Here is a 21,573-nt window from a genome sequence, read left to right as displayed (position 1 = left end):
GTCGGGCTTTTCGCTATATCTTTTTTCTTGTCATTCCTGCGTAGGCAGGAATCTCTTCAAAAAAAGGATGCCGCTTCAATCCCTAACGCGCTCAACAGCATAAAAAGACCTCACAAGATTGTTATTTTGTGAGGTTTTTTAAAATAAAATAGAAATGATTACAACAGATATCTTAATTATTGGAGCAGGACCAACAGGTCTTTTTACTGTTTTCGAAGCAGGTTTATTAAAACTCCGTTGTCATTTAATAGATGCGTTGCCACAAGTTGGCGGACAATGTTCAGAAATTTACCCAAAGAAACCTATTTATGATATTCCTGCGTATCCAGAAATTTTAGCGGGCGATTTAACCGATAAATTAATGGAACAAATTAAACAATTTGAACCAGGTTTTACATTAGGAGAACGCGCAGAAACTATAGAAAAACAAGAAGACGAAACCTTTATTGTAACCACAAATAAAGGCACAAAACATCATGCAAAAGTAGTTGCTATTGCTGGTGGATTAGGTTCTTTTGAACCAAGAAAACCACCAATTCCAAACATTGCAGATTTTGAAGATAAAGGTGTCGAATACATAATTAGAGATCCAGAATTTTACAGAGATAAAAAAGTAGTTATTTCTGGGGGAGGAGATTCTGCTTTAGATTGGTCAATTTTCTTAACAGATGTTGCTTCTTCAGTAACGTTAATTCACAGAAGAAACGAATTTAGAGGCGCTTTAGATTCAGTTGATAAAGTACAAGAATTAAAAGACGCAGGTAAAATTACCATGATTACACCTGCAGAAGTTAAAGGAATTATTGGAACCGATAAAGTTGAAGGTGTTTCTGTAGTACAAAAAGGAGAAGAGCCATTTACAATAGAAACCGATCATTTTATTCCGCTTTTTGGATTGTCGCCAAAGTTAGGTCCAATTGCAAATTGGGGATTAGAAATAGAGAAAAACGCAATTAAAGTAAACAATGCGTTAGATTATCAAACCAACCGAGAAGGAATTTACGCGATTGGAGACGTAAATACCTATCCAGGAAAATTAAAGTTGATTTTATGTGGATTCCACGAAGCAACTTTAATGTGTCAAAGTGCATACAAACGTATTTTCCCAGATAAAAAATATGTAATGAAATACACAACTGTTGGCGGTGTAGATGGTTTTGACGGAACACGTAAAGAAGCGCCAAAAGCGGTTGTTAAGAAAATAAATTAGTAGTTAGTAAAGAGGAATTAGTGGTTAGTAAACAGTTTAGTTATGGCAATTCAAAAATTTGAAGACATTATTGTTTGGCAAAAATCTCAAGATTTTTCAGTTGCAATTTATAATGAGTTTAAAAACAATAAAGATTTTTCTTTTAATAATCAGATAAAAAGAGCTTCAGTTTCTATTTCAAATAATATTGCTGAAGGTTTTGATAGAAGTTCAAATCCAGATTTCAAAAGGTTTCTTTATTTTTCGTTAGCATCAAATAGTGAAGTCCGTTCTATGCTTTATTTAGCCGTAAGATTAAATTTTATACCTGAATTATCAGCCAAAAAATTAATTAATAATTCAAATGAAATTGCAAGAATGATTTTTGGTTTAATCAAATCTTTAAAGTAATCCAACTAATACCTAACTACTAAACCCTAATTCCTATGAAAGACATCACAATAAAAATAACCGACCGAGAAGGAAAACTCCATGAAATTCAAGCGCCCACAGATATGGCAATGAATTTAATGGAAGTTGTACGTTCTTATGAATTGGCTCCAGAAGGAACAATTGGTATTTGTGGCGGAATGGCAATGTGTGCATCTTGCCAATGTTATGTAAAATCTGACCATGAGTTACAAGAAATGGGTGTTGATGAAGACATGATGTTAGCAGAAGCATTTCATGTAGAAGACAATAGCAGATTAGGTTGTCAAATACAAATAACACCAGAAATGGACGGATTAGAAGTAGAATTAGCTCCGGAAAGTTAATTTTCATACACTCAACTTCCCGCTCTTAACTTCTAACTTCTACAAAAACTTTCTGTATATTTGTAGAACAACCAACTTAAAAGGGCTAAAAAATGTATTTAGACTTACTGTCACTTTTAAAATATTTGATAAAACGTAATCCAGAATAAGGGTTCAATGTACTAATATATAAATGTTAAAATGTATCAATTACACAATTGTTACATTGTTTTATTAACTCATTAATACATTAAAAAATGCCTTTTTATCATAAATTAGGAAACATTCCACCCAAAAGACACACACAATTTCGTAAAAAAGACGGAAGTTTATACTACGAGCAATTGTTTGGTACTATTGGTTTCGACGGAATGTCTACCAACTCATATCACGAGCACAGACCAACAATGGTCAAAGAAATTAGAAAGCAATATTCAGTAAAACCGAAAATAGCCAAAGCAAATAATATTCAATCTTACAGATTTCGCGGATTTCAAGTGCCGCCCGAAAACGATTATTTAGAAAGCAGAAAAGTTGTTTTAACAAATTCCGATTGTAATATTATTCTGGCGGCCCCAAAACAATCTACCAAAGATTATTTTTATAAAAATACCGATGCAGATGAGGTAATTTTTATCCATAAAGGAACAGGAAAATTAAGAACACATCTTGGAAACATCGATTTTAAATACGGAGATTATTTGGTAATTCCACGTGGAATTATCTATAAATTAGATTTCGATGATGAGAACAACAGATTATTTATTGTTGAGTCATATTCGCCAGTTTACACACCAAAACGTTACAGAAACTGGTTTGGTCAATTATTAGAACACTCGCCTTTTTGTGAGCGCGATTTAAGAAGACCTTACGAATTAGAAACAAATAATGAATTAGGAGATTTCTTAATCAAAGTTAAAAAACAAGGAGAAATCATAGAAATGGTGTATGCTTCGCATCCTTTTGATGTTGTGGGTTATGACGGATATAACTTTCCGTATGCATTTTCAATTCACGATTTTGAACCAATAACAGGTCGTATTCATCAACCGCCACCAGTGCACCAAACTTTTGAGACAAATACCTTTGTAATTTGCAGTTTTGTACCGCGTTTGTACGATTATCATCCAAATTCAATTCCTGCGCCATACAACCATAGTAATATAGATTCAGACGAGGTTTTATACTATGTAGATGGCGATTTTATGAGTAGAAACGACATCGATCAAGGTCATATTTCCTTGCATCCAGCCGGAATTCCTCATGGTCCACACCCAGGAACTACAGAAAAAAGTATTGGGAAAACAAAAACCGAAGAATTGGCAGTTATGGTAGACACTTTTAAACCTTTAATGGTTACAGAAGAAGCCATGAAAATTGCCGATGAAGATTATTATAAATCTTGGTTGGAGTAAAAAAGAGTAAAGAAGTTAGAAGAAAGAATAAAGAGAGTGGAGAAGCGAAAAAGACATAATTACAAGAATTTGAAGATTTGGAAATTAGGAATCGAAATTGTTGATGATGTTTTTGGACTTTTAAGTGAATTTCCTAAAGATGAAAAATTCGGATTAAGATCTCAATTAAGTAGATGTTCTGTTTCTATTCCAAGTAATATTGCAGAAGGTTCATCAAGAACTGATAAATCTTTTTTGCATTTTTTAGATATCTCTTTAGGTTCTTCTTTCGAACTTGAAACTCAATTAATAATAGCGTGCAATAGAAATTATATAAATAAAGAACAATTAACAAAGATTGAAGTAAAAATTCAAGAATTTCAAAAGATGACAATGGGTTTTCAAAACAAACTCTAAAAGTCTTTTTTCTTGCATCTCTTCTCTCTTTTCTATAAAACATAAAGATGAGTAAAAAAGAAATAAAATCAGTAAACTACGGTTTAGAAAAAATATTTGAAGGAGCACAAGATTTCCTTCCACTTTTAGGAACAGATTACGTTGAGTTTTACGTAGGTAACGCAAAACAAGCAGCGCATTTTTACAAAACAGCATTCGGATTTCAATCGCATGCATATCGTGGATTAGAAACTGGATCAACAGATTCTGTGTCTTATGTGCTAACACAAGACAAAATTAAGTTGATGCTAACAACACCGTTAAATAGTAAATCACCAATTAACGATCATATTGTAAAACACGGTGATGGGGTGAAAATTGTAGCACTTTGGGTAGAAGACGCAAGACAAGCCTATAAAGAAACAACTTCACGCGGAGCAAAATCTTATATGGAACCAACCGTAGAAAAAGACGAACACGGAGAAGTAGTAAGAGCAGGAATTTACACGTATGGAGAAACAGTACACATGTTTGTAGAGCGTAAAAACTACAACGGAGCCTTTTTACCAGGATTTGAAAAATGGGAATCAGATTATAATCCGCCAGCAGCAGGATTAAAATATATTGATCATATGGTTGGTAATGTTGGTTGGAATCAAATGGATGTTTGGGTAAAATGGTACGAAGATGTTATGGGGTTTGAAAACTTCTTATCATTTGATGATAAACAGATTCACACAGAATATTCGGCATTAATGAGTAAAGTAATGTCTAACGGAAATGGGAGAATTAAATTTCCAATTAACGAACCGGCAAAAGCAGCAAAACGTTCTCAAATTGAAGAATATTTAGATTTTTACGAAGGTGCAGGAGTTCAACACATAGCCGTTGCAACAGATGATATTTTAAAAACAGTATCACAATTAAGAGCAAATGGTGTAGAGTTTTTATCAACGCCACCAGATGAATATTACAAATCGGTTCCAGGAAGATTAGAAGAATTTAGTCACGAATTAAAAGAAGATATCGAAAAACTAAAAGGTTTAGGTATTATGATTGATGCCGATGAAGAAGGATATTTATTACAAATCTTCACAAAACCGGTAGAAGACAGACCAACCTTATTTTTTGAAATTATTCAAAGAATGGGAGCACGTGGTTTTGGAGCAGGAAATTTTAAAGCTTTGTTCGAATCTATAGAAAGAGAACAAGAAAAAAGAGGAACACTTTAATTAGTAAGCAGAATTAAGTGGCAGTTTGCAACTAAATAAATGTCATTGCGAGGAACGAAGCAATCTCTTAGTAAATTATTAAAACTGATTAAAAGGGTCAAGAAACAAGATAAAATATTGAACCTTGACTCTTTAATTTTCTTCAACAGAAATGAATAAAAACTTCAAAAACATAAAATCACCTTTCTCATAAAGTTTGCTTTTTAGTAGTAAAAAGTAAATTTTAATCAATAAAAATATAAAAATGAGTAAAGACGAAATATTAAAAGCAATAGAAGAAAAGTACAGTAAATTAGGTGTTCCAATAGAAACGATGTTGGAAGGTTTGTTACATAGTACACCAATTACGTATTGGGATTACATTCAAACAGATGCTTTATTGGGATTACAAATACCAAGAACAACAGAAAAAGATGAAATGGTTTTTATCATGTATCATCAAGTAAATGAATTGTTGTTTAAAATGATTTTATGGGAAATTGATCAAATTTCACTTTCTACTAAGGAGATTACCGCAGAAAAATTTTCAAAACATTTAATGAGAATTAGTCGATATTTTGATATGTTGTGTAGCTCTTTTAGTGTAATGGGAGAAGGAATGGATGTAGATCAGTATTTAAAATTTAGAAATACATTAGCACCAGCAAGTGGATTTCAATCAGCACAATACCGTAAAATTGAATTCGCTTCAACCGAACTTATCAATTTAATAGATATTCGTTATAGAGATACAATTGACAGAAACTCATCATTCAGAAATGCATTTGAACATTTGTATTGGCAAGCGGCAGGTAAAAATCATAAAACAGGAGAAAAATCTATTTTAATTCAGCTTTTTGAAAAAAAATACATGGGAGATTTTATTGATTTCATGGAAGATTATAACGATTGTAATTTATCTAAAAAATTTAAACAGTTACCTGAAGAAGTTCAGCAAAATGAAGAATTAGTTAAAGCAATGCGTCATTATGATTATACTGTAAATGTTAAATGGGTTATGGCTCATTACAATGCTGCGGGTAAATATTTAGGCGGTGGCGATAAAGATTTGGAAGCTACCGGAGGAAGTAACTGGCGTAAATACATGCATCCAAAGTATCAAAGAAGAATATTCTTTCCGTATTTGTGGAGCGAAGAAGAAATAAAAAACTGGGGAACCTTTTAATTGAAAAAAACGTCTCAATTTTTAATTGAGATTACAAATAAAATTGTCATTCCCGTGAAAACGGGAAACTAAAGAATTCAGTTAAAAAGCCATTTATTTAGTAAAATAAGTGGCTTTTTTATTTTTGGAACGAATATTGTCATTCCTTTTTTATAAGTTTGAAATTATGAATAAGAAAATACTTTTTATTACACTATTATTCTTAACAACAATTCTCTCAAGTCAAACAAAGCCACAAGCTTTTAAAGATGGAGAATGGTTGCGTTATAAAATGAGTTATAGTGGTTTTCTAAAAGCAGGTTCTGTAGAGTTGTCGGTTAAGGAAGAAGAGTTAGATGGAAAAAAAGTTTTTCATTCTACAGCAAAAGGGTGGACATCTGGTATGGTAAGTTGGTTTTTTAAAGTAAAAGATACTTACGAAAGCTTTTTTGACCAAGTTACTGGAAAACCTTATTTTTTTAAACGTAATATTAATGAAGGTGGTTATAAAAAGAAGAAAGAAATTCGTTTTAATTATAGTGAGAATAAAGCCTTTGTTAAAGATGTTTTAAAGAAAAAAGACACATCGGTTTCAATATCAAATGTACAAGATATGATTTCTGCATTTTATTACTTAAGAAATCAGAATACAGATAACTTAAAAAAAGGAGAAGCTATTAAAATAGATATGTTTTTTGATGAAAAAACATATCCATTTAAATTAAAATTCTTGGGTAGAGAAACCCTTAAAACTAAGTTTGGGAAAGTAAAAACCTTAAAATTTAGACCAATTGTGCAAGCTGGTCGAGTTTTTAAAGAACAAGAAAGTGTTACAGTTTGGATTACTTCAGACGATAATAAAATACCAATTAAAATGAAAGCCTCATTATCTGTAGGTTCTCTGAGTGCGGAATTAGAAGGCTATAAAGGACTCGCAAATTCTTTTAAAATAGTTTTTGACTAACTCTTTTGTAACAATTGTTTGCATATTGTTAAAGTCCTTAAATAAACTTATTTTATTTGTATTTTTGTTTTTCAAACTTATTGATAAAACCATTTTTCTTGAGAACTTATTTAATCCCCATAATAGCAGTATTCTTCTTTTATTCTTGTAAAAAAGATGCTATTCCTGCAAAAATTACCGAAGTAATAAAACCTATTGAAATATTTGAATATGGTTTTAAATTGAATGACTTTGAGGTAATAAATGATACTATTAAAACGGGTGAAAGTTTTGGGGTTATAATGGATAGACATCATGTTTTATATCCAAAAATTAATAAAATTGCATCTTCAATAAAAGATACTTTTGATGTAAGAAGAGTACGCTCAGGAAAACCTTATACCATTTTAGCCTCTAAAGATTCTTTAAATAAAGCTCAAGTTTTTATTTATAAACATAATAAAATTGATGCAACAATTATCAATTTTAAAGACTCTACGATAAATGCTTATACCTATAAAAAACCAATTAAAACTGTAGAAAAAAAGATAATGGGCGTTGTAAATTCTAGTTTTTCTGTAACTATGGATAATTTAGGTTTAAGAGGGAATTTAACCAATGAAGTTGCCGATATTTATGCATGGACTTTAGATTTCTTCAAACTACAAAAGGGAGATACTTTTAAGATTATTTACGAAGAGAAATTTATTAATGACACAACTTTTGCAGGTTATGGAAAAATTAAAGCTGCAGTTTTTAATCACAAAGGAAAAGATTTGTATGCTTATAGATATGTTGCAGATTCCATAAAAAAAATTCCAGAGTATTTTGATGATGAAGCAAGTTTGTTACGTAGGCAATTTTTAAAATCTCCTATAAAATTTCAATATAGAATTTCATCTAGATATAATTTAAAAAGAAGAATTGCTCATTATGGATATAGAGTTAGACCACATAAAGGGACCGACTTTGCAGCTCCTAGCAACACTCCAATTATGGCAACAGCTAATGGAACTGTTATAGAATCTAGAAGGAGTGGAGGTAAAGGGAATTATGTAACAGTAAAGCATAATAGTACATATACAACAAAATATTTCCATATGAGGAGAAGAAAAGCAAAGGTAGGAGATTTTGTAAAACAAGGAGATATTATAGGTTATGTAGGTACTACAGGTAGTAGTAGCGGGAACCATGTATGTTATCGTTTTTGGAAAAATGGAAGAGAAGTAGATCCATTTAAACAAAAATTACCATCTGCAAAACCAATGGAGGAAGCTATAAAACCTGATTATTATGAATTTATTAAACCACTTAAAGATAAGTTGGATGGCATAAGTTTAGATGAAAATAATCTAGAAAACTTAATTGAAGAAGAACATCTAATTGCTAATAACTAATCAACTATGTTAAAAAACATTAATCCAACTAGTACAGAAGCTTGGAAAAAATTAGAAGCGCATTTTATTGAAACAAAAGAGTTGCACCTTAAAGATTTATTCAAAGATAACCCGAGTAGAAAAGATACTTTTTCAATTAGTTTCAATGATGTTTTTGTAGATTATTCTAAAAATAGGATAACTGAAAAAACAAAAGAATTATTATTAGAATTAGCAGAAGAGGTTGAGTTAGAAGATGCTATTTCTAAATATTTTTATGGGGATAAAATAAATGCAACTGAAGATAGAGCTGTTTTACATACTGCATTAAGAAGTAGTTCAGAAGATGAAGTATTTGTGGAAGGAAAAGATATAAAACCAAAAATACAAGCTTCATTACGTAAAATTAGGGCATTTAGCAATAAGGTAATTTCAGGAAAATGGAAAGGATATACAGGTAAATCAATTACTGATATTGTTAATATTGGTGTTGGAGGTTCAGATTTAGGTCCCAATATGGCTGTACAGGCACTTCAGTTTTATAAGAATAAATTAAATACACATTTTGTATCTAATATTGATGGTGACCATGTTGTAGAGGTCTTAAAAAAAATAAACCCTGAAACAACACTATTTATTGTGGTTTCGAAAACGTTTACCACAGATGAAACTATAGTAAACGCAAATACAATTAAAGACTGGTTTTTGCAACAAGGCCCTACCATATTTGATGTTTCTAAACATTTTGTAGCAGTTACAGCAAACTTAACAGAAGTAAACAATTTTGGAATACCTAAAGAAAATGTTTTTAGGCTTTGGGATTGGGTTGGAGGTCGATTTTCAATTTGGTCTTCTGTTGGATTGTCAATATCGCTTTCTGTTGGATTTGACAACTTTAGAGAATTATTAAATGGAGCAGAGGAAATGGATATTCATTTTAAGAATGAAAAACTTGACAGAAACATTCCTGTAATTATGGCTTTGATTGGTATTTGGTATAATAATTTTTATAAAAGCCAAACAGAAGTAATATTACCATATTCTCAGTATTTATATAAGCTTCCGGTTTATTTACAGCAGGCTATAATGGAAAGTAATGGGAAAGGAGTTGATAGAAATGGGAACCCAGTAAATTATCAAACCGGTAATATAATTTTAGGAAGCACAGGAACAAATGCTCAACATGCATTTATGCAATTATTGCACCAAGGAACCAAGTTAATACCCTCAGATTTTATTGGTTATAAAGAACCATTATTTAAAGTTGGAAACCACCACAAGAAGCTAATGGCAAATTTTTATGCTCAAACAGATGCGTTAGCTTTCGGTCAAACTAGAGCAGAAGTTCACTTAGGACTTAAAACTTCAGGAAATCAAGATAAAATAAATCATCTTTTACCGTTTAAAAATTTTAAAGGGAACAGACCAAGCAATTCTATTTTATTTGAAAAATTAACACCAAATAGTTTAGGTAAACTAATTGCAATTTATGAACATAAGGTTTTTGTTCAAGGAGTTGTTTGGAATATATTTAGCTACGATCAATTTGGAATAGAATTAGGTAAGGAATTGTCAAAAAAATACTTTGACAATTAATATTTAGTTTGTTTTCTAGGTAGATGATTTTGCAAACATAACAAAAAAGATGTATTTTGTTAACAAACGGGTTAATATTTAAGGCGTTGAAACTCAGTATACATCAGAATATTTTGTTATATTTGACCTCTTAATTTTTTGTTAAAACTTAACATTAAATTAATATTGGAGTTATCTAAAAGCAAGACTTTTGCAAGACATTTAATAACTAAAATTTAAAAATGAGAAATTTTAAAAATCTATTACTAATTGCGATGTTTTTTACATCAGCACTAGTTCTTGGACAAACAAAAATTACAGGTATCGTTGTTGATGAAACTGGCGAGCCTTTACCAGGTGCAGGAGTTCTTGAACAAGGAACTACTAACGGAACTGCTACTGATTTTGATGGGAAGTTTATTTTAAACACAAAATCAAATTCTGGAACAGTTGTAGTATCATTTGTTAACTACGCTAACAAATTAGTAAGTTTTTCTTCATCTAATACTAATTTAGGAAGAATTCAATTAGCAACTGATGGTAATATCTTAGATGAAATAGTAGTTACTGCTACTTCATTTGCAATAGGTAGAAAAACTCCAGTTGCAGTATCTACAGTTAAAGCAGCAGATATTGAAGATAAATTAGGAATTCAAGAATTTCCAGAAATTTTAAAGTCTACTCCAGGTGTTTATGCAACTAAATCTGGTGGTGGTTATGGAGATGGTGAAATTAACTTACGTGGATTTAGAACTCAAAATATTGCTGTTATGATTAACGGTATTCCAGTAAACGACATGGAAAATGGAGCTGTATATTGGTCTAACTGGGCAGGTTTATCAGATGTTACTTCTGCAATGCAGGTTCAAAGAGGTTTAGGAGCTTCTAAAGTAGCTGTTCCTTCTATTGGTGGTACAATTAATATTATTTCTAAATCTACAGACGCTGAAAAAGGTGGGTCAGTAAGAATGAGTACTGGTAATGATGGTTTCCAGAAATATGGAATGACATTATCTACTGGATTAATGGATAACGGATTTGCTGTTACTGCTTCTGCTGCTAAAGTATCAGGAGAAGGTTATGTAGATGGTTTACAGTTTGAAGGATTTAATTATTTTTTAAATGTTTCTAAAAAAATTAATGATAATCATAAATTATCATTTAATGCAATTGGAACAATTCAAGATCATGGACAAAGATATAACAGAAGAACAATAGCAGAATATAGAGCTACAGAACAAGGAGGTAAGAGGTTTAACCCAGATTGGGGTTATAGAAACGGTAAAGTAGAAAATTCATCTTTTAACTTTTACCATAAACCACAAATATCTTTAAATCATGATTGGGTAATTTCTGATAAAACGTTTTTAACTACATCTGTTTATGCTTCATTTGGTTCAGGTGGAGGAAGAAGAACTCAAGGAACAAAGTTTTCAAATGATTCTTATAGATTAGGAGATATAGATCAACCAATTGATTTTGATAGAATAGTTGATGAAAATGTGGCAAATGGAGTTGATGGAGCTACTGATATTTTTGCAGCTTCTAAAAACTCTCACGAATGGTATGGTGTATTATCAACTTTAAAAACAGATCTAAGTGAAACACTATCTTTGTCTGGAGGTTTAGATGCAAGATATTACGTGGGTTCACACTGGTATGAAGTTACAGATCTTTTAGGAGGTCAGTATTTCTATAATGATGATCTTGATGAAAAAACTGGAGGTCAAGCATTAAAAGTTGGAGACCGTTTTAATAAAGATTATGATGGTAAAGTAGGAAGATACGGTATGTTCGCACAATTAGAATATTCTAAAGATGATTTATCTGTATTTTTATCTTCATCTTTATCAAACTCTACTTACAGTAAAGTAGATCGTATGTCTTTCGGAGCAGAAAATAGAGAATCAGAATCGGCTAGTTTTATTGGATATAGTACAAAAGGTGGTGCTAACTATAATATAGATGAAAAACAAAATGTTTTTGCTAATGTTGGGTACTTTTCAAGAGCACCAATAGCAGACAATGTGTTTAATAGTGATTATGATGTTGACTTATATGAGGATGCAATTAATGAAAGAGTGTTTAGTGCAGAGTTAGGGTACGGTTTTAAAACACAATTATTTTCTGCAAATGTTAACTTATATAATACATATTGGTTAGATAGATTTATGACCTTTAGTCTTCCTGGTGCTGATGGAGAGTTTATTACTTCTAACGTAACTGGTTTAGATGCTTTACACCAAGGTATTGAAATAGACTTCTTATTTAGACCGATGGATAAATTAGCAATTACAGGTATGGCGTCTTTAGGAAATTGGACATGGAAAAATGATGCCTCTGCAACAACTTTTAATGATACAACAGGAGAGTTAATAAGTAGTGAAACAGTATATGCAAAAGATTTAAAAGTATCTGATGCTGCACAAACTACATTTGCTTTAGGTCTTAAATATGATTTATTAGAAAAAACAAATATTTCATTAGATTATAATTATGCAGGTGATAATTATGCTACAATGAATGTTACAGGAAGAACTGCAGATTCTCCAGAAGAAGCAGACAGAACTAATACTTGGAAGTTACCAAACTATAACTTATTTGATTTAGGCCTAAGACACGGTTTTGAGATTGGTGGTTTAGAGACAACACTAACTGCAAACTTGAATAATATATTTGATGTAGAATATATTTCAGATGCAAACAATGGTCCAAGTTCTGATTATGATACTGCACAAGTTTATTACGGGGCAGGTAGAACCTTTAGTTTAGGATTAAAAATTAAATTTTAAATACAAATAAAATGAAAAAAATATTTTTATTATTAGCAGTTTTTTCAATGGTATTCGCTTCTTGCGAACCATTAGAAGACATTAATACTGAAATTGACGCTCAAGATAGCGCAATAGTAGGTGACATAGAATATACACTTGTAGATGAAGATTATGATGCGTTAGACTTATCTTATGGTAGCTTTAATTCACTAGATGATGCTAAGGATGCATTACCAGGTTTTTTAACAACAAATTACCCAGTTTTAGGTAATGGTTCTTCTGCTTTAATAGGTTATAAATTATATGTAGGTTCAGCAGACGGTATAAGTGATTATACAAATTCTGATGAGCATTCATTAGCACTAGAAGATTACCCATCTTACCTTACTGATAACGCAGTTGCTTTTTATGAAAATGAAAACGCAAATGATTTTTTACCAGCTATTTTAGAAGCTAATTATACAGCAGCTGTAGAAGGAGATGTTGTTTTAGCTAAATACAATCAGTATGTAGGAGAAACAGTAAATGGAATTACTGAATTTTATACAGCAGATTTTGCTGGAGCAGGAACTTTATTAGATTATGAGGCGGTAAGTGTTAGTGGAGACCAAGTTTGGGAAGGTACAAATTACGGTGCAAAAGTAACAGGGTATGCTTCAGGAGTACGTAATGAAAATGAAGATTGGTTAATTTCATCAGATATAGATTTATCTAACTTTCCTAACGCTACTTTTGAAACAACTCAAATTTTTAATTATGGAGACCCATCAGAATTTAGTGTTTTAATCTCAACAGATTATACAGGTGATGTAACTACTGCAACTTGGGACGTTATTAATTTAACAAATGTACCAGATGGAACTAGTTGGACTGCTTTAACGTCTGATCCATACAGTTTAACTTCTTATAACGGAGAAACTATTAATATAGCTTTTAAATATGCTTCTACTAGCTCAAGTGCTGGAACTTATGAGGTTGTTGATGCATCTATAAAAGCAGCCGGAGTAGAAGGTGAAACAGTAGGAGTTTCAAATTTTTATACTTTTGATGGTGCTTCTTGGGAGTTATCTGAAGGTGTTTACTATTTAAGTAATGCAGATTTTGACGCAATGGGAGAAGGAGATGACCAACCAGGTCAATATGACAACTTTTCAAGTTCAATTTCTCCTGATAACTATTTACCAACTTTCTTAGGAAATAAATACCCTTATGCACAAGAAGGAGATGCTTTAAATGTAATTTATAAATATTACTCTAGTTCTACAGGAGCTCAATTAAGAGGTAATTTATATACTTATACAGCAGGTGCGTGGACAGCTTATCAATCTACTATTGATACTACTTTACAGTTAGCACACGATGGAGTTACTTGGGTACCAGATAACACTATAAAATATGAATTAGTTGGAGCAGATTATGATTTAATTGCTGATACTTATAGAAATGAAGCAGGTTATGAATCTGCCGTTGCTAATTTAGAGAGTTACGGAAACATTAGTACTTTTAACTGGGAAGAAGAGCAAATTGATGCAGTAATTAATACTGTGTTAAATAGCAATTTTTCGGGAATGGAAGAAGAGCAAAAATTTGCAGTAACAATATACGTATACGATGGATCTTCACATAATATAACAATTAATTATATTCTTGAAGGCGGGGTTTATATTAGAAACTAATATAAAACTAATCTTTTACTTTAAAAACCACCTCAAAAGAGGTGGTTTTTTTATACCCAAAAATTAGTACATTTACAATTATTAAAATTAACATAAGATTATGATAAAAAATATACACTCATATTGGGCATATATAGTATTAGTAGTATTAATATTTGCAGTAGTCAATGCAATAATTGGTTTAGTTAAAAAGAAAGAATTTACTCATAAAGATTTTCGATTAGGTTTATTCGCTTTAATTTTAACCCACATTCAATTATTAATAGGTTTAGGGGTTTATATTGCAGGAAACTGGTATAATTTCTTAAGCGATATGAAAAACTCATACACACGTTTATTAGCCTTAGAACATCCTTTAATGATGATTATTGCTATTGTTTTAATAACAATGGGTTGGTCTAAACACAAAAAACAAGTTAAAAGCGAATCTAAGTTTAAGTCTTTTGCTATTTTCTATGGATTAGCACTATTAATTATCTTATCTAGAATTCCTTGGTCTAACTGGTTGGCATAAAAGTGTTATTTTTCCCGCGTAAGCGAAAACATATTTAAAAGTTAATAATGAAGTTTTTAAGCTACATCTTATCGTCTATTTTCGCAATAGTTTTTTTCTTTTTTCTATTTATTTTTCATCCCTTACAATGGTTAGGTTTAAAAATATTTGGTTATAAAGGACATAAATTTGTTGTTGATATAATGAATTGGGTTTTAATGAAAACACTGTTAATTTTAGGTATTAAAGTTGCGGTTAAGAACAAACATAAACTTCCAGAAAAGACAACATTAATTTTTGTGGCCAACCACCAAAGTATGTTTGATATCTCACCAATAATATGGACATTTAGAACATACCATCCAAAATTTGTGTCAAAAATTGAATTATCTAAAGGTATTCCAAGTATTTCCTTTAACTTACGTCATGGAGGTGCAGCATTAATAGACAGAAAAGACGGTAAACAGGCAATTGCTGTATTAGGTAAATTTGCAAAGAAAATTAATAAAGAAAAATGGTCGGCTGTTATATTTCCAGAAGGAACAAGAAGTAGAAACGGTAAACCAAAATCTTTTTCAGCAAATGGTTTAAAAATGATAGCCAAATACAACCCAGAAGCTTTTGTTGTACCTTTAACAATAAATAATTCTTGGAAAGTATTTAAATATGGTAAATTTCCATTAGGTATTTTTAGCCCAATAACTATTGAAACACATAAGCCTATTCAAGTAAAATCCATGGATTTTAAAGAGCTTATTAAAGAGGTAGAAACAACTATAACAAACAACATAAACAACAACTAGATGTCTATAAAAAACATTCGTAAGGAAGTAATGCAAGCATTGGAGAAAAACATTGACAGTTTTGTTGATCAGTTTTTAATTCCGCCAGAAAAAATTTGGCAACCAACCGATTTTTTACCAAATTCTCAAAAAGATTCTTTTATAAGTGAAGTAGAGGAAATTAGAGAATTATCTAAAGAATTAGATGATGATTTTTGGGTAGTTTTAGTAGGAGATACAATTACAGAAGAAGCTTTACCAACCTATGAATCTTGGTTATTAGATTTAGATGGCGTACATCAAGATCCAGATAACGGTTGGGCAAAATGGGTTAGAGCTTGGACTTCTGAAGAAAATAGACATGGAGACACTTTAAATAAATACTTGTATTTATCAGGAAGAGTTAACATGCGTGAAGTAGAAATTACAACGCAACATTTAATTGCCGATGGTTTTGATATTGGAACTTCAACAGATCCTTATAAAAACTTTGTATATACAAGTTTTCAGGAACTAGCAACTTATATTTCTCATAATAATGTAGCTAAAATTGCGCGTAAAAAAGGACATAAAGCATTGGCTAAAATGTCTAAAATTATTGCAGGTGATGAAATGCGTCATCACATTGCTTATACCGATTTTGTAAAACAAATCTTTAAAATAGATCCATCTGAAATGATGCTTGCTTTTAGAGATATGATGAAATATAAGATTGTAATGCCGGCCTTACATTTAAGACATTCTCACGAAGCTAAAGGTACTTTGTTTGATGATTTCTCTGCGGTAGCACAAAGAATAGGAGTCTATACAGGTTTCGATTATGTAGATATTATCAAAAAATTAAACACAGCCTGGGAAATAGATAAGATTACAAACCTAACTCCAGAAGCAGAAAAAGCAAGAGATTGGTTAATGAAATTGCCAGACAGAATGTACCGAATTACAGAAAGAATTGTAATTCCAGACACAAAATTTCAGTTTAAATGGATGAATCCATTATAGTAGAAAAGCAACCTTTTTAGGTTGCTTTTTTTATTTAAGAGTATTTTTTTTAGAAGCTATTTCCTGCTTTTCGTTATATCTTTTGCAGAAAACGCAAAAGGATGCCACATCAATCAGGGCTAAGCTAATTTGTAAACTAACTATAATTGCGAGCAACTGTAGTAATTATTCAATTGTAAATGTATCTTTATCCTCTAAAAAACTAAATCTACTACGTAGTTTGTCTTGATAATTTTTATCTAAAGTAAAAAGTGAAGGTTCAGTTGTCTCTTTTTTAAAATGATTCACAGTGTTTCCAAGACAATCATAAATGGCAGAATTCCCATTATATTCATAATTATTAGCATCTTTTCCAACTCTATTTACGCCAATTGTATAACTCATATTTTCAATAGCACGCGCTTTTAAAAGCGAACTCCAAGCATTAATTCTTGGTTTTGGCCAACTAGCAACATAAATCAATAAATCGTAATTTTCAGTGTTTCTTCCCCAAACCGGGAAACGTAAATCATAACAAATTAATGGGGAGATTTTCCAACCTTTATATTCAACAATCAGCTTCTTTTTTCCTGCGGAATAAACTTCATGTTCACCTGCAAGTGTAAACGTGTGTCGTTTGTCATAAAACTCAACTTTTTCAGAAGGATGAACAAATAATAACCTATTAAAAAATTTGTCATCTTGAGCGGAGTCGAAAGATCTCTCAACAATAACAACACTTCCACAAATAGCAGTTTGTTTAGTTTTGGCAATATTTTGCATCCATAAAACTGTATCTCCATTCATGGATTCAGCTACTTTTTCTGCATTCATTGTAAAACCAGTAGTAAACATTTCAGGCAAAATAATCAGTTCTACTTCCGAAGAAAGAGAATCAATCATTTTTGTAAACTGATTTCTATTTTCAAAAGTATTTTCCCAAACCAAATCGGCTTGTAAAACAGCAACTTCTAAAGTATTCGTTTTTGTCAAAATTTAAAATTGAAGGTTTCTCAAAAATAAGATAAAAATTGTACATTAGTTCTAATAAACTACTGCTTCGCTGTCATTCCTGCGAAAGCAGGAATCTTTTAATTAAAAAGTATAGATTCCCGTTTTCACGGGAATGACAAATTGAATATGCAAACTTTTATTTCAGAGACACTTTTACAAATCTTAAAAACAACACAATCTTTTGACAACGTGTGTTTTGTGTTACCATCACAACGTGCGGGAGTTTTTTTAAAACAAGAGTTAAAAAATCATATTTCTGCAGGTTTTTTACCTCAAATTTTAAACATAGAAGAATTTGTTTCCGAAGTATCTGAGATAAAAAAAATAGATTCCGTTCAGTTATTATTTCACTTATATGGAATTTACAAACAAGAAGAACAAGAGCCAGTAACGTTTGATGTGTTTTCTTCATGGGCGTTTACAATTATTCAAGATTTTAATGAGATAGATCAACATTTGGTAGATGCAAAAGAGATTTTTGTGTATTTACGAGACATTCATCGTTTAAAAAAATGGTCCGTAAAAGGAGAGTTTAAAGAAACCGAATTGATAAAAGATCATTTATCTTTTATGGAAAAACTAAGTAAATATTATGATAAGTTTTATCAGTTTTTACTTGAAAAAGGAATTGGTTATCAAGGTATTTTATACAGAGAAGCCACACAAAAATCTGATGCTTTTATAGAGAAAAACTCGCACAAAAAATTCTTCTTTATAGGTTTTAATGCATTAAATAAAGCTGAGGAATTTCTATTTCAAAGAATGTTAATGTCGGGTAATACGCAAGTATTTTGGGATATTGATGCAGCGTTTTTAAAAGGAAATCACCAAGCAGGAAGATTTATAAGAAAATATAAAAAGTACTGGAAATATTATGAGAAGAATCCACTAAACACCGTTGGAAATACTTTTTCAGAAGTTAAAAACATTCAGATAATTGGCGCTTCAAAAAATATTACGCAAGTAAAATACGCTGGAGAAATTTTGCAGCGAATGCCAAATCATAATAAAACGGCTTTGGTTTTAGCTGATGAAAGTTTATTACCAATTACATTAAACTCGTTGCCAAAAAATACCGAAGCAATCAATATTACAATGGGTTATCCGTTAAAAGATATACCAACTACAAGTTTAATTTTTGCTGTTTTTCAGTTGTTTTTAACGCAAGAAAAACTGCAAAAAACAATTGTAAATCAGTTTTATTATAAAGACGTAATCAGTTTTTTTAAACAAGCTGCTATTTATAAGTTATTACCAGAAATAGCAGAAGAAATTGCTACAAAAATAGCTAGTCAAAATAGTACTTTTATCGACGGGAATTTTATAGACTCTCAATTAACGTCAACTTCCGAAGAAATAAATAAAACAATCGTTCGTATTTTTAATCCGTTTACAACAATTACAGATTTCTTAGATAGAATTTTACAACTTATTCAGTTGTTAAAAGAAGATACAACGGTTTTAGAAAAGGAATATTTATTTCGATTTTACACTGCTTTTACACAGCTTCAAAATTTACACTTAGAGTACAATTATATTCAAGATTTAAAAACTTTATATCAGTTCTTTAAACAATTAATAGATTCCGAAACGTTGTCATTTCAAGGAGAACCGTTACAAGGTTTGCAATTAATGGGAATGTTAGAAACCCGTGTTTTAGATTTTGAAAATGTAATTTTAACATCGGTAAACGAAGGCGTTTTACCTGCAAGTGCTACCCAAAATACATTTATTCCGTTTGATGTAAAAGTAGAATTCGACTTGCCAACCTACAGAGAAAAAGATGCAATTTTCTCGTATCACTTTTTTAGATTAATTCAACGTGCTAAAAACGTGTATATTTTATACAATACAGAGCACGATTCTTTTGGAAGTGGAGAAAAAAGTCGATTTGTAACCCAATTAGAAATGCTGAAAAAAGACTTTTCGGAGAAAATAATCAGTCCTAAAGTAGTAACTTCTCCAACTGAGTTAAAAGAGATTTCTAAATCTGAACAAACCGAAGCAAGATTAAAAGTAATTGCAGAAAGCGGACTTTCACCTTCTGCTTTAACTAATTATTTGTATAATCCAATAGCGTTTTACAAACAGAAAATATTAAGAATAAGAGAGTTTGATGATGTAGAAGAAACTGTTGCGGCAAACACAATGGGAACTGTAGTTCACGAAGTTTTAGATGAATTATACAAACCATTTGTGGGTAAATTTATAACTGCTGACAACGTTACTAAAATGCAGCAAAAAGTTGAAGAATTAACGCAAAAACACTTTAAAATTCAATTTAAAGATGGCGATATTTCAACAGGAAAAAACAGATTGATTTTTGAAGTAGCAAAACGATTTACACAAAACTTCTTATCACAAGAAAAAGAACTTTTAAAAGATAAAAATAACCAGTTAAAGATAATTGATACTGAGAAAAAATACGCGTTTGAAATTGAAGTAGAAGGCATAGATTTTCCAATAAAAATCCATGGAGAAGTAGATAGAGTAGATGAACTAAATGGTGTAACCAGAATTATAGATTACAAAACCGGAATGGTAAAAGCATCCGATTTAAAAATAGTTGATTTTGATGAGTTAAACGATTTTAAATTTGCAAAAGCAATTCAGGTTTTATTGTACAGTTATTTGTACACAAAAACTCAAAACTATAGCTTTAACAAACCAATTGAAGGCGGAATTTATTCTTTCAAAAATCTAAATAACGGATTTTTAAAACTCAATTTTTCAGATAAAAGAGGCGGACAAGACAATGAAGTTACAGAAGAAATTTTAGCCGATTTTATGCAACAATTAAAAACACTGATTAAAGAAATTTACAACAAAGAAATCACTTTTAAAGAACCCGAAGATTTGCCTTTTTAATCGAACTTGTCATTCCTGCGAAGGCAGGAATCTTGATAACTGTTAAGAATTTTAATTTAGAGATTCCTGCCTTCGCAGGAATGACAGTGTTTATTTCTTCCCACTCAACACCAACAAAGGAACATTACAATGAAACTCTTCCTTTAAAATAGTATTACTTTCCCAAAGTTTTTTAAAGAAACCACGTTTACGTCTAAAAACGCATAACATATCTGGATTTTGCGTTTGAAAATTAGCTAACACACCTTGAAAAGTAGTTGCGTTTTCGGCAATAATTAATTCGCTTTTTAAAGCATCTAATTTGCTATCAATAATTAAATCTTCATCCGTAAAACCAGGAGTTTTAACCAACAATAAAGTAGTTTTTAAGTTAAAAGCTTCTAAGACTGTTTTTAATGGTTTTAATACTTTTTTCTTTTTAAGAATACCAGATTTAAACGCAGTTAAAATTCTACGAACAGGCACATATTTATATCCTTCAGGAATAACCAAGACAGGTATTTCAGTTTGTTTTACAATCTTTCCAGATGTTTTTCCTAAGAAAACTTCTTCTTTAATCGAGTTACTTTTTGGCCCAACAACAATTAAATCGATTCCAATTTCACGTTCAATTGCCGTAATACTATCAATTACATTTCCTTTCGAAGCAATTAACTTAACTTCAACACCTTTTGTGTCGCAACCTCTAACCATAGAATTTAGGTACAAGTTGGTTTCGCGTTGCATTGTTGCATCAGCATTTACAAAAGCACCCGCTTTAGACAGCACTTGATATGCGCGCATTACAAATACTTTTGCATCAATTTCTTTAGCGAAATCAATAGCATATTGCAATGTGTTTATCGAATTTTCCGTAGAACCAATAGGAACCAAAATATGTTTCATAATCAAGTTTTTAATAAGAATGCAAAGATACTTAAAAAAAAGGATATTGTTTTGGGCGTTACCTTTCAGGTCGTGCTTTCACTACTCGCTTTTTTA

The 21,573-nt window shown here is 31.0% G+C and carries 18 protein-coding genes; 16 read left to right on the top strand and 2 right to left on the bottom strand.

Annotation, left to right across the window (positions count from 1 at the left end; all coding sequences use genetic code 11):
- The first annotated feature begins 154 nt into the window (after positions 1 to 154).
- The 15 genes from LPB136_RS10075 (at position 155) to LPB136_RS10005 (ending at position 16,731) form a co-directional block, all read left to right on the top strand.
- Entirely contained in the window at positions 155 to 1,210 is a 1,056-nt protein-coding gene (locus tag LPB136_RS10075) for an NAD(P)/FAD-dependent oxidoreductase (protein WP_072556201.1), read from the top strand.
- A 42-nt stretch (positions 1,211 to 1,252) separates the two neighbouring features.
- Positions 1,253 to 1,600: a four helix bundle protein gene (locus LPB136_RS10070; RefSeq protein WP_072556200.1), complete on the top strand. Its 348-nt coding sequence runs from the start codon at positions 1,253 to 1,255 to the stop codon at positions 1,598 to 1,600.
- Between the two features lie 35 nt (positions 1,601 to 1,635).
- On the top strand, positions 1,636 to 1,965 hold the full coding sequence (locus LPB136_RS10065; protein WP_072556199.1) for a 2Fe-2S iron-sulfur cluster-binding family protein: 330 nt from the start codon (positions 1,636 to 1,638) through the stop codon (positions 1,963 to 1,965).
- A gap of 236 nt (positions 1,966 to 2,201) precedes the next feature.
- The gene (locus LPB136_RS10060; protein WP_072556198.1) at positions 2,202 to 3,359 is read left to right on the top strand and encodes a homogentisate 1,2-dioxygenase; all 1,158 of its coding nucleotides are present in this window, start codon (positions 2,202 to 2,204) and stop codon (positions 3,357 to 3,359) included.
- 69 nt (positions 3,360 to 3,428) lie between these two features.
- A complete protein-coding gene (locus LPB136_RS10055) occupies positions 3,429 to 3,755 on the top strand; it encodes a four helix bundle protein (protein ID WP_237267377.1) in 327 nt (108 codons plus the stop codon).
- Between the two features lie 47 nt (positions 3,756 to 3,802).
- Positions 3,803 to 4,966 carry a 4-hydroxyphenylpyruvate dioxygenase gene (gene hppD / locus LPB136_RS10050; RefSeq protein ID WP_072556196.1) on the top strand — a complete coding sequence of 388 codons (1,164 nt, stop codon included), beginning with the start codon at positions 3,803 to 3,805 and terminating at the stop codon, positions 4,964 to 4,966.
- A 244-nt stretch (positions 4,967 to 5,210) separates the two neighbouring features.
- The gene (locus tag LPB136_RS10045; protein WP_072556195.1) at positions 5,211 to 6,131 is read left to right on the top strand and encodes a tryptophan 2,3-dioxygenase family protein; all 921 of its coding nucleotides are present in this window, start codon (positions 5,211 to 5,213) and stop codon (positions 6,129 to 6,131) included.
- 166 nt (positions 6,132 to 6,297) lie between these two features.
- A complete protein-coding gene (locus LPB136_RS10040; protein ID WP_072556194.1) occupies positions 6,298 to 7,074 on the top strand; it encodes a DUF3108 domain-containing protein in 777 nt (258 codons plus the stop codon).
- Between the two features lie 98 nt (positions 7,075 to 7,172).
- On the top strand, positions 7,173 to 8,450 hold the full coding sequence (locus LPB136_RS10035) for a peptidoglycan DD-metalloendopeptidase family protein (RefSeq protein WP_072556193.1): 1,278 nt from the start codon (positions 7,173 to 7,175) through the stop codon (positions 8,448 to 8,450).
- 6 nt (positions 8,451 to 8,456) lie between these two features.
- Complete coding sequence (gene pgi, locus LPB136_RS10030; protein WP_072556192.1) at positions 8,457 to 10,025, top strand: glucose-6-phosphate isomerase; 1,569 nt, start codon at positions 8,457 to 8,459, stop codon at positions 10,023 to 10,025.
- A gap of 221 nt (positions 10,026 to 10,246) precedes the next feature.
- Complete coding sequence (locus LPB136_RS10025; RefSeq protein ID WP_072556191.1) at positions 10,247 to 12,796, top strand: TonB-dependent receptor; 2,550 nt, start codon at positions 10,247 to 10,249, stop codon at positions 12,794 to 12,796.
- Between the two features lie 11 nt (positions 12,797 to 12,807).
- Positions 12,808 to 14,454, top strand: coding sequence for a choice-of-anchor J domain-containing protein (locus LPB136_RS10020; protein WP_072556190.1), 1,647 nt, complete (start codon positions 12,808 to 12,810; stop codon positions 14,452 to 14,454).
- A 100-nt stretch (positions 14,455 to 14,554) separates the two neighbouring features.
- Positions 14,555 to 14,968: a hypothetical protein gene (locus tag LPB136_RS10015; protein WP_204218324.1), complete on the top strand. Its 414-nt coding sequence runs from the start codon at positions 14,555 to 14,557 to the stop codon at positions 14,966 to 14,968.
- 47 nt (positions 14,969 to 15,015) lie between these two features.
- The gene (locus LPB136_RS10010; protein WP_072556189.1) at positions 15,016 to 15,750 is read left to right on the top strand and encodes a lysophospholipid acyltransferase family protein; all 735 of its coding nucleotides are present in this window, start codon (positions 15,016 to 15,018) and stop codon (positions 15,748 to 15,750) included.
- On the top strand, positions 15,751 to 16,731 hold the full coding sequence (locus LPB136_RS10005) for an acyl-ACP desaturase (protein WP_072556188.1): 981 nt from the start codon (positions 15,751 to 15,753) through the stop codon (positions 16,729 to 16,731).
- 165 nt (positions 16,732 to 16,896) lie between these two features.
- Here LPB136_RS10005 and LPB136_RS10000 read toward each other — a convergent pair whose 3' ends face one another.
- On the bottom strand, positions 16,897 to 17,703 hold the full coding sequence (locus LPB136_RS10000; RefSeq protein ID WP_072556187.1) for a nitrilase family protein: 807 nt from the start codon (positions 17,701 to 17,703) through the stop codon (positions 16,897 to 16,899).
- Between the two features lie 147 nt (positions 17,704 to 17,850).
- Between LPB136_RS10000 and LPB136_RS09995 the strand changes: the two genes are divergently transcribed.
- Entirely contained in the window at positions 17,851 to 20,592 is a 2,742-nt protein-coding gene (locus LPB136_RS09995; RefSeq protein WP_072556186.1) for a PD-(D/E)XK nuclease family protein, read from the top strand.
- Between the two features lie 90 nt (positions 20,593 to 20,682).
- Here LPB136_RS09995 and LPB136_RS09990 read toward each other — a convergent pair whose 3' ends face one another.
- Positions 20,683 to 21,477, bottom strand: a complete 795-nt coding sequence (locus LPB136_RS09990) for a universal stress protein (protein ID WP_072556185.1) — start codon at positions 21,475 to 21,477, stop codon at positions 20,683 to 20,685.
- Between the last annotated feature and the right edge of the window lie 96 nt (positions 21,478 to 21,573).

It is taken from the genome of Tenacibaculum todarodis (assembly GCF_001889045.1).
GTDB classification, from domain to species: Bacteria; Bacteroidota; Bacteroidia; order Flavobacteriales; family Flavobacteriaceae; genus Polaribacter; species Polaribacter todarodis.
This window is presented reverse-complemented; position numbering and strand designations above follow the sequence as displayed.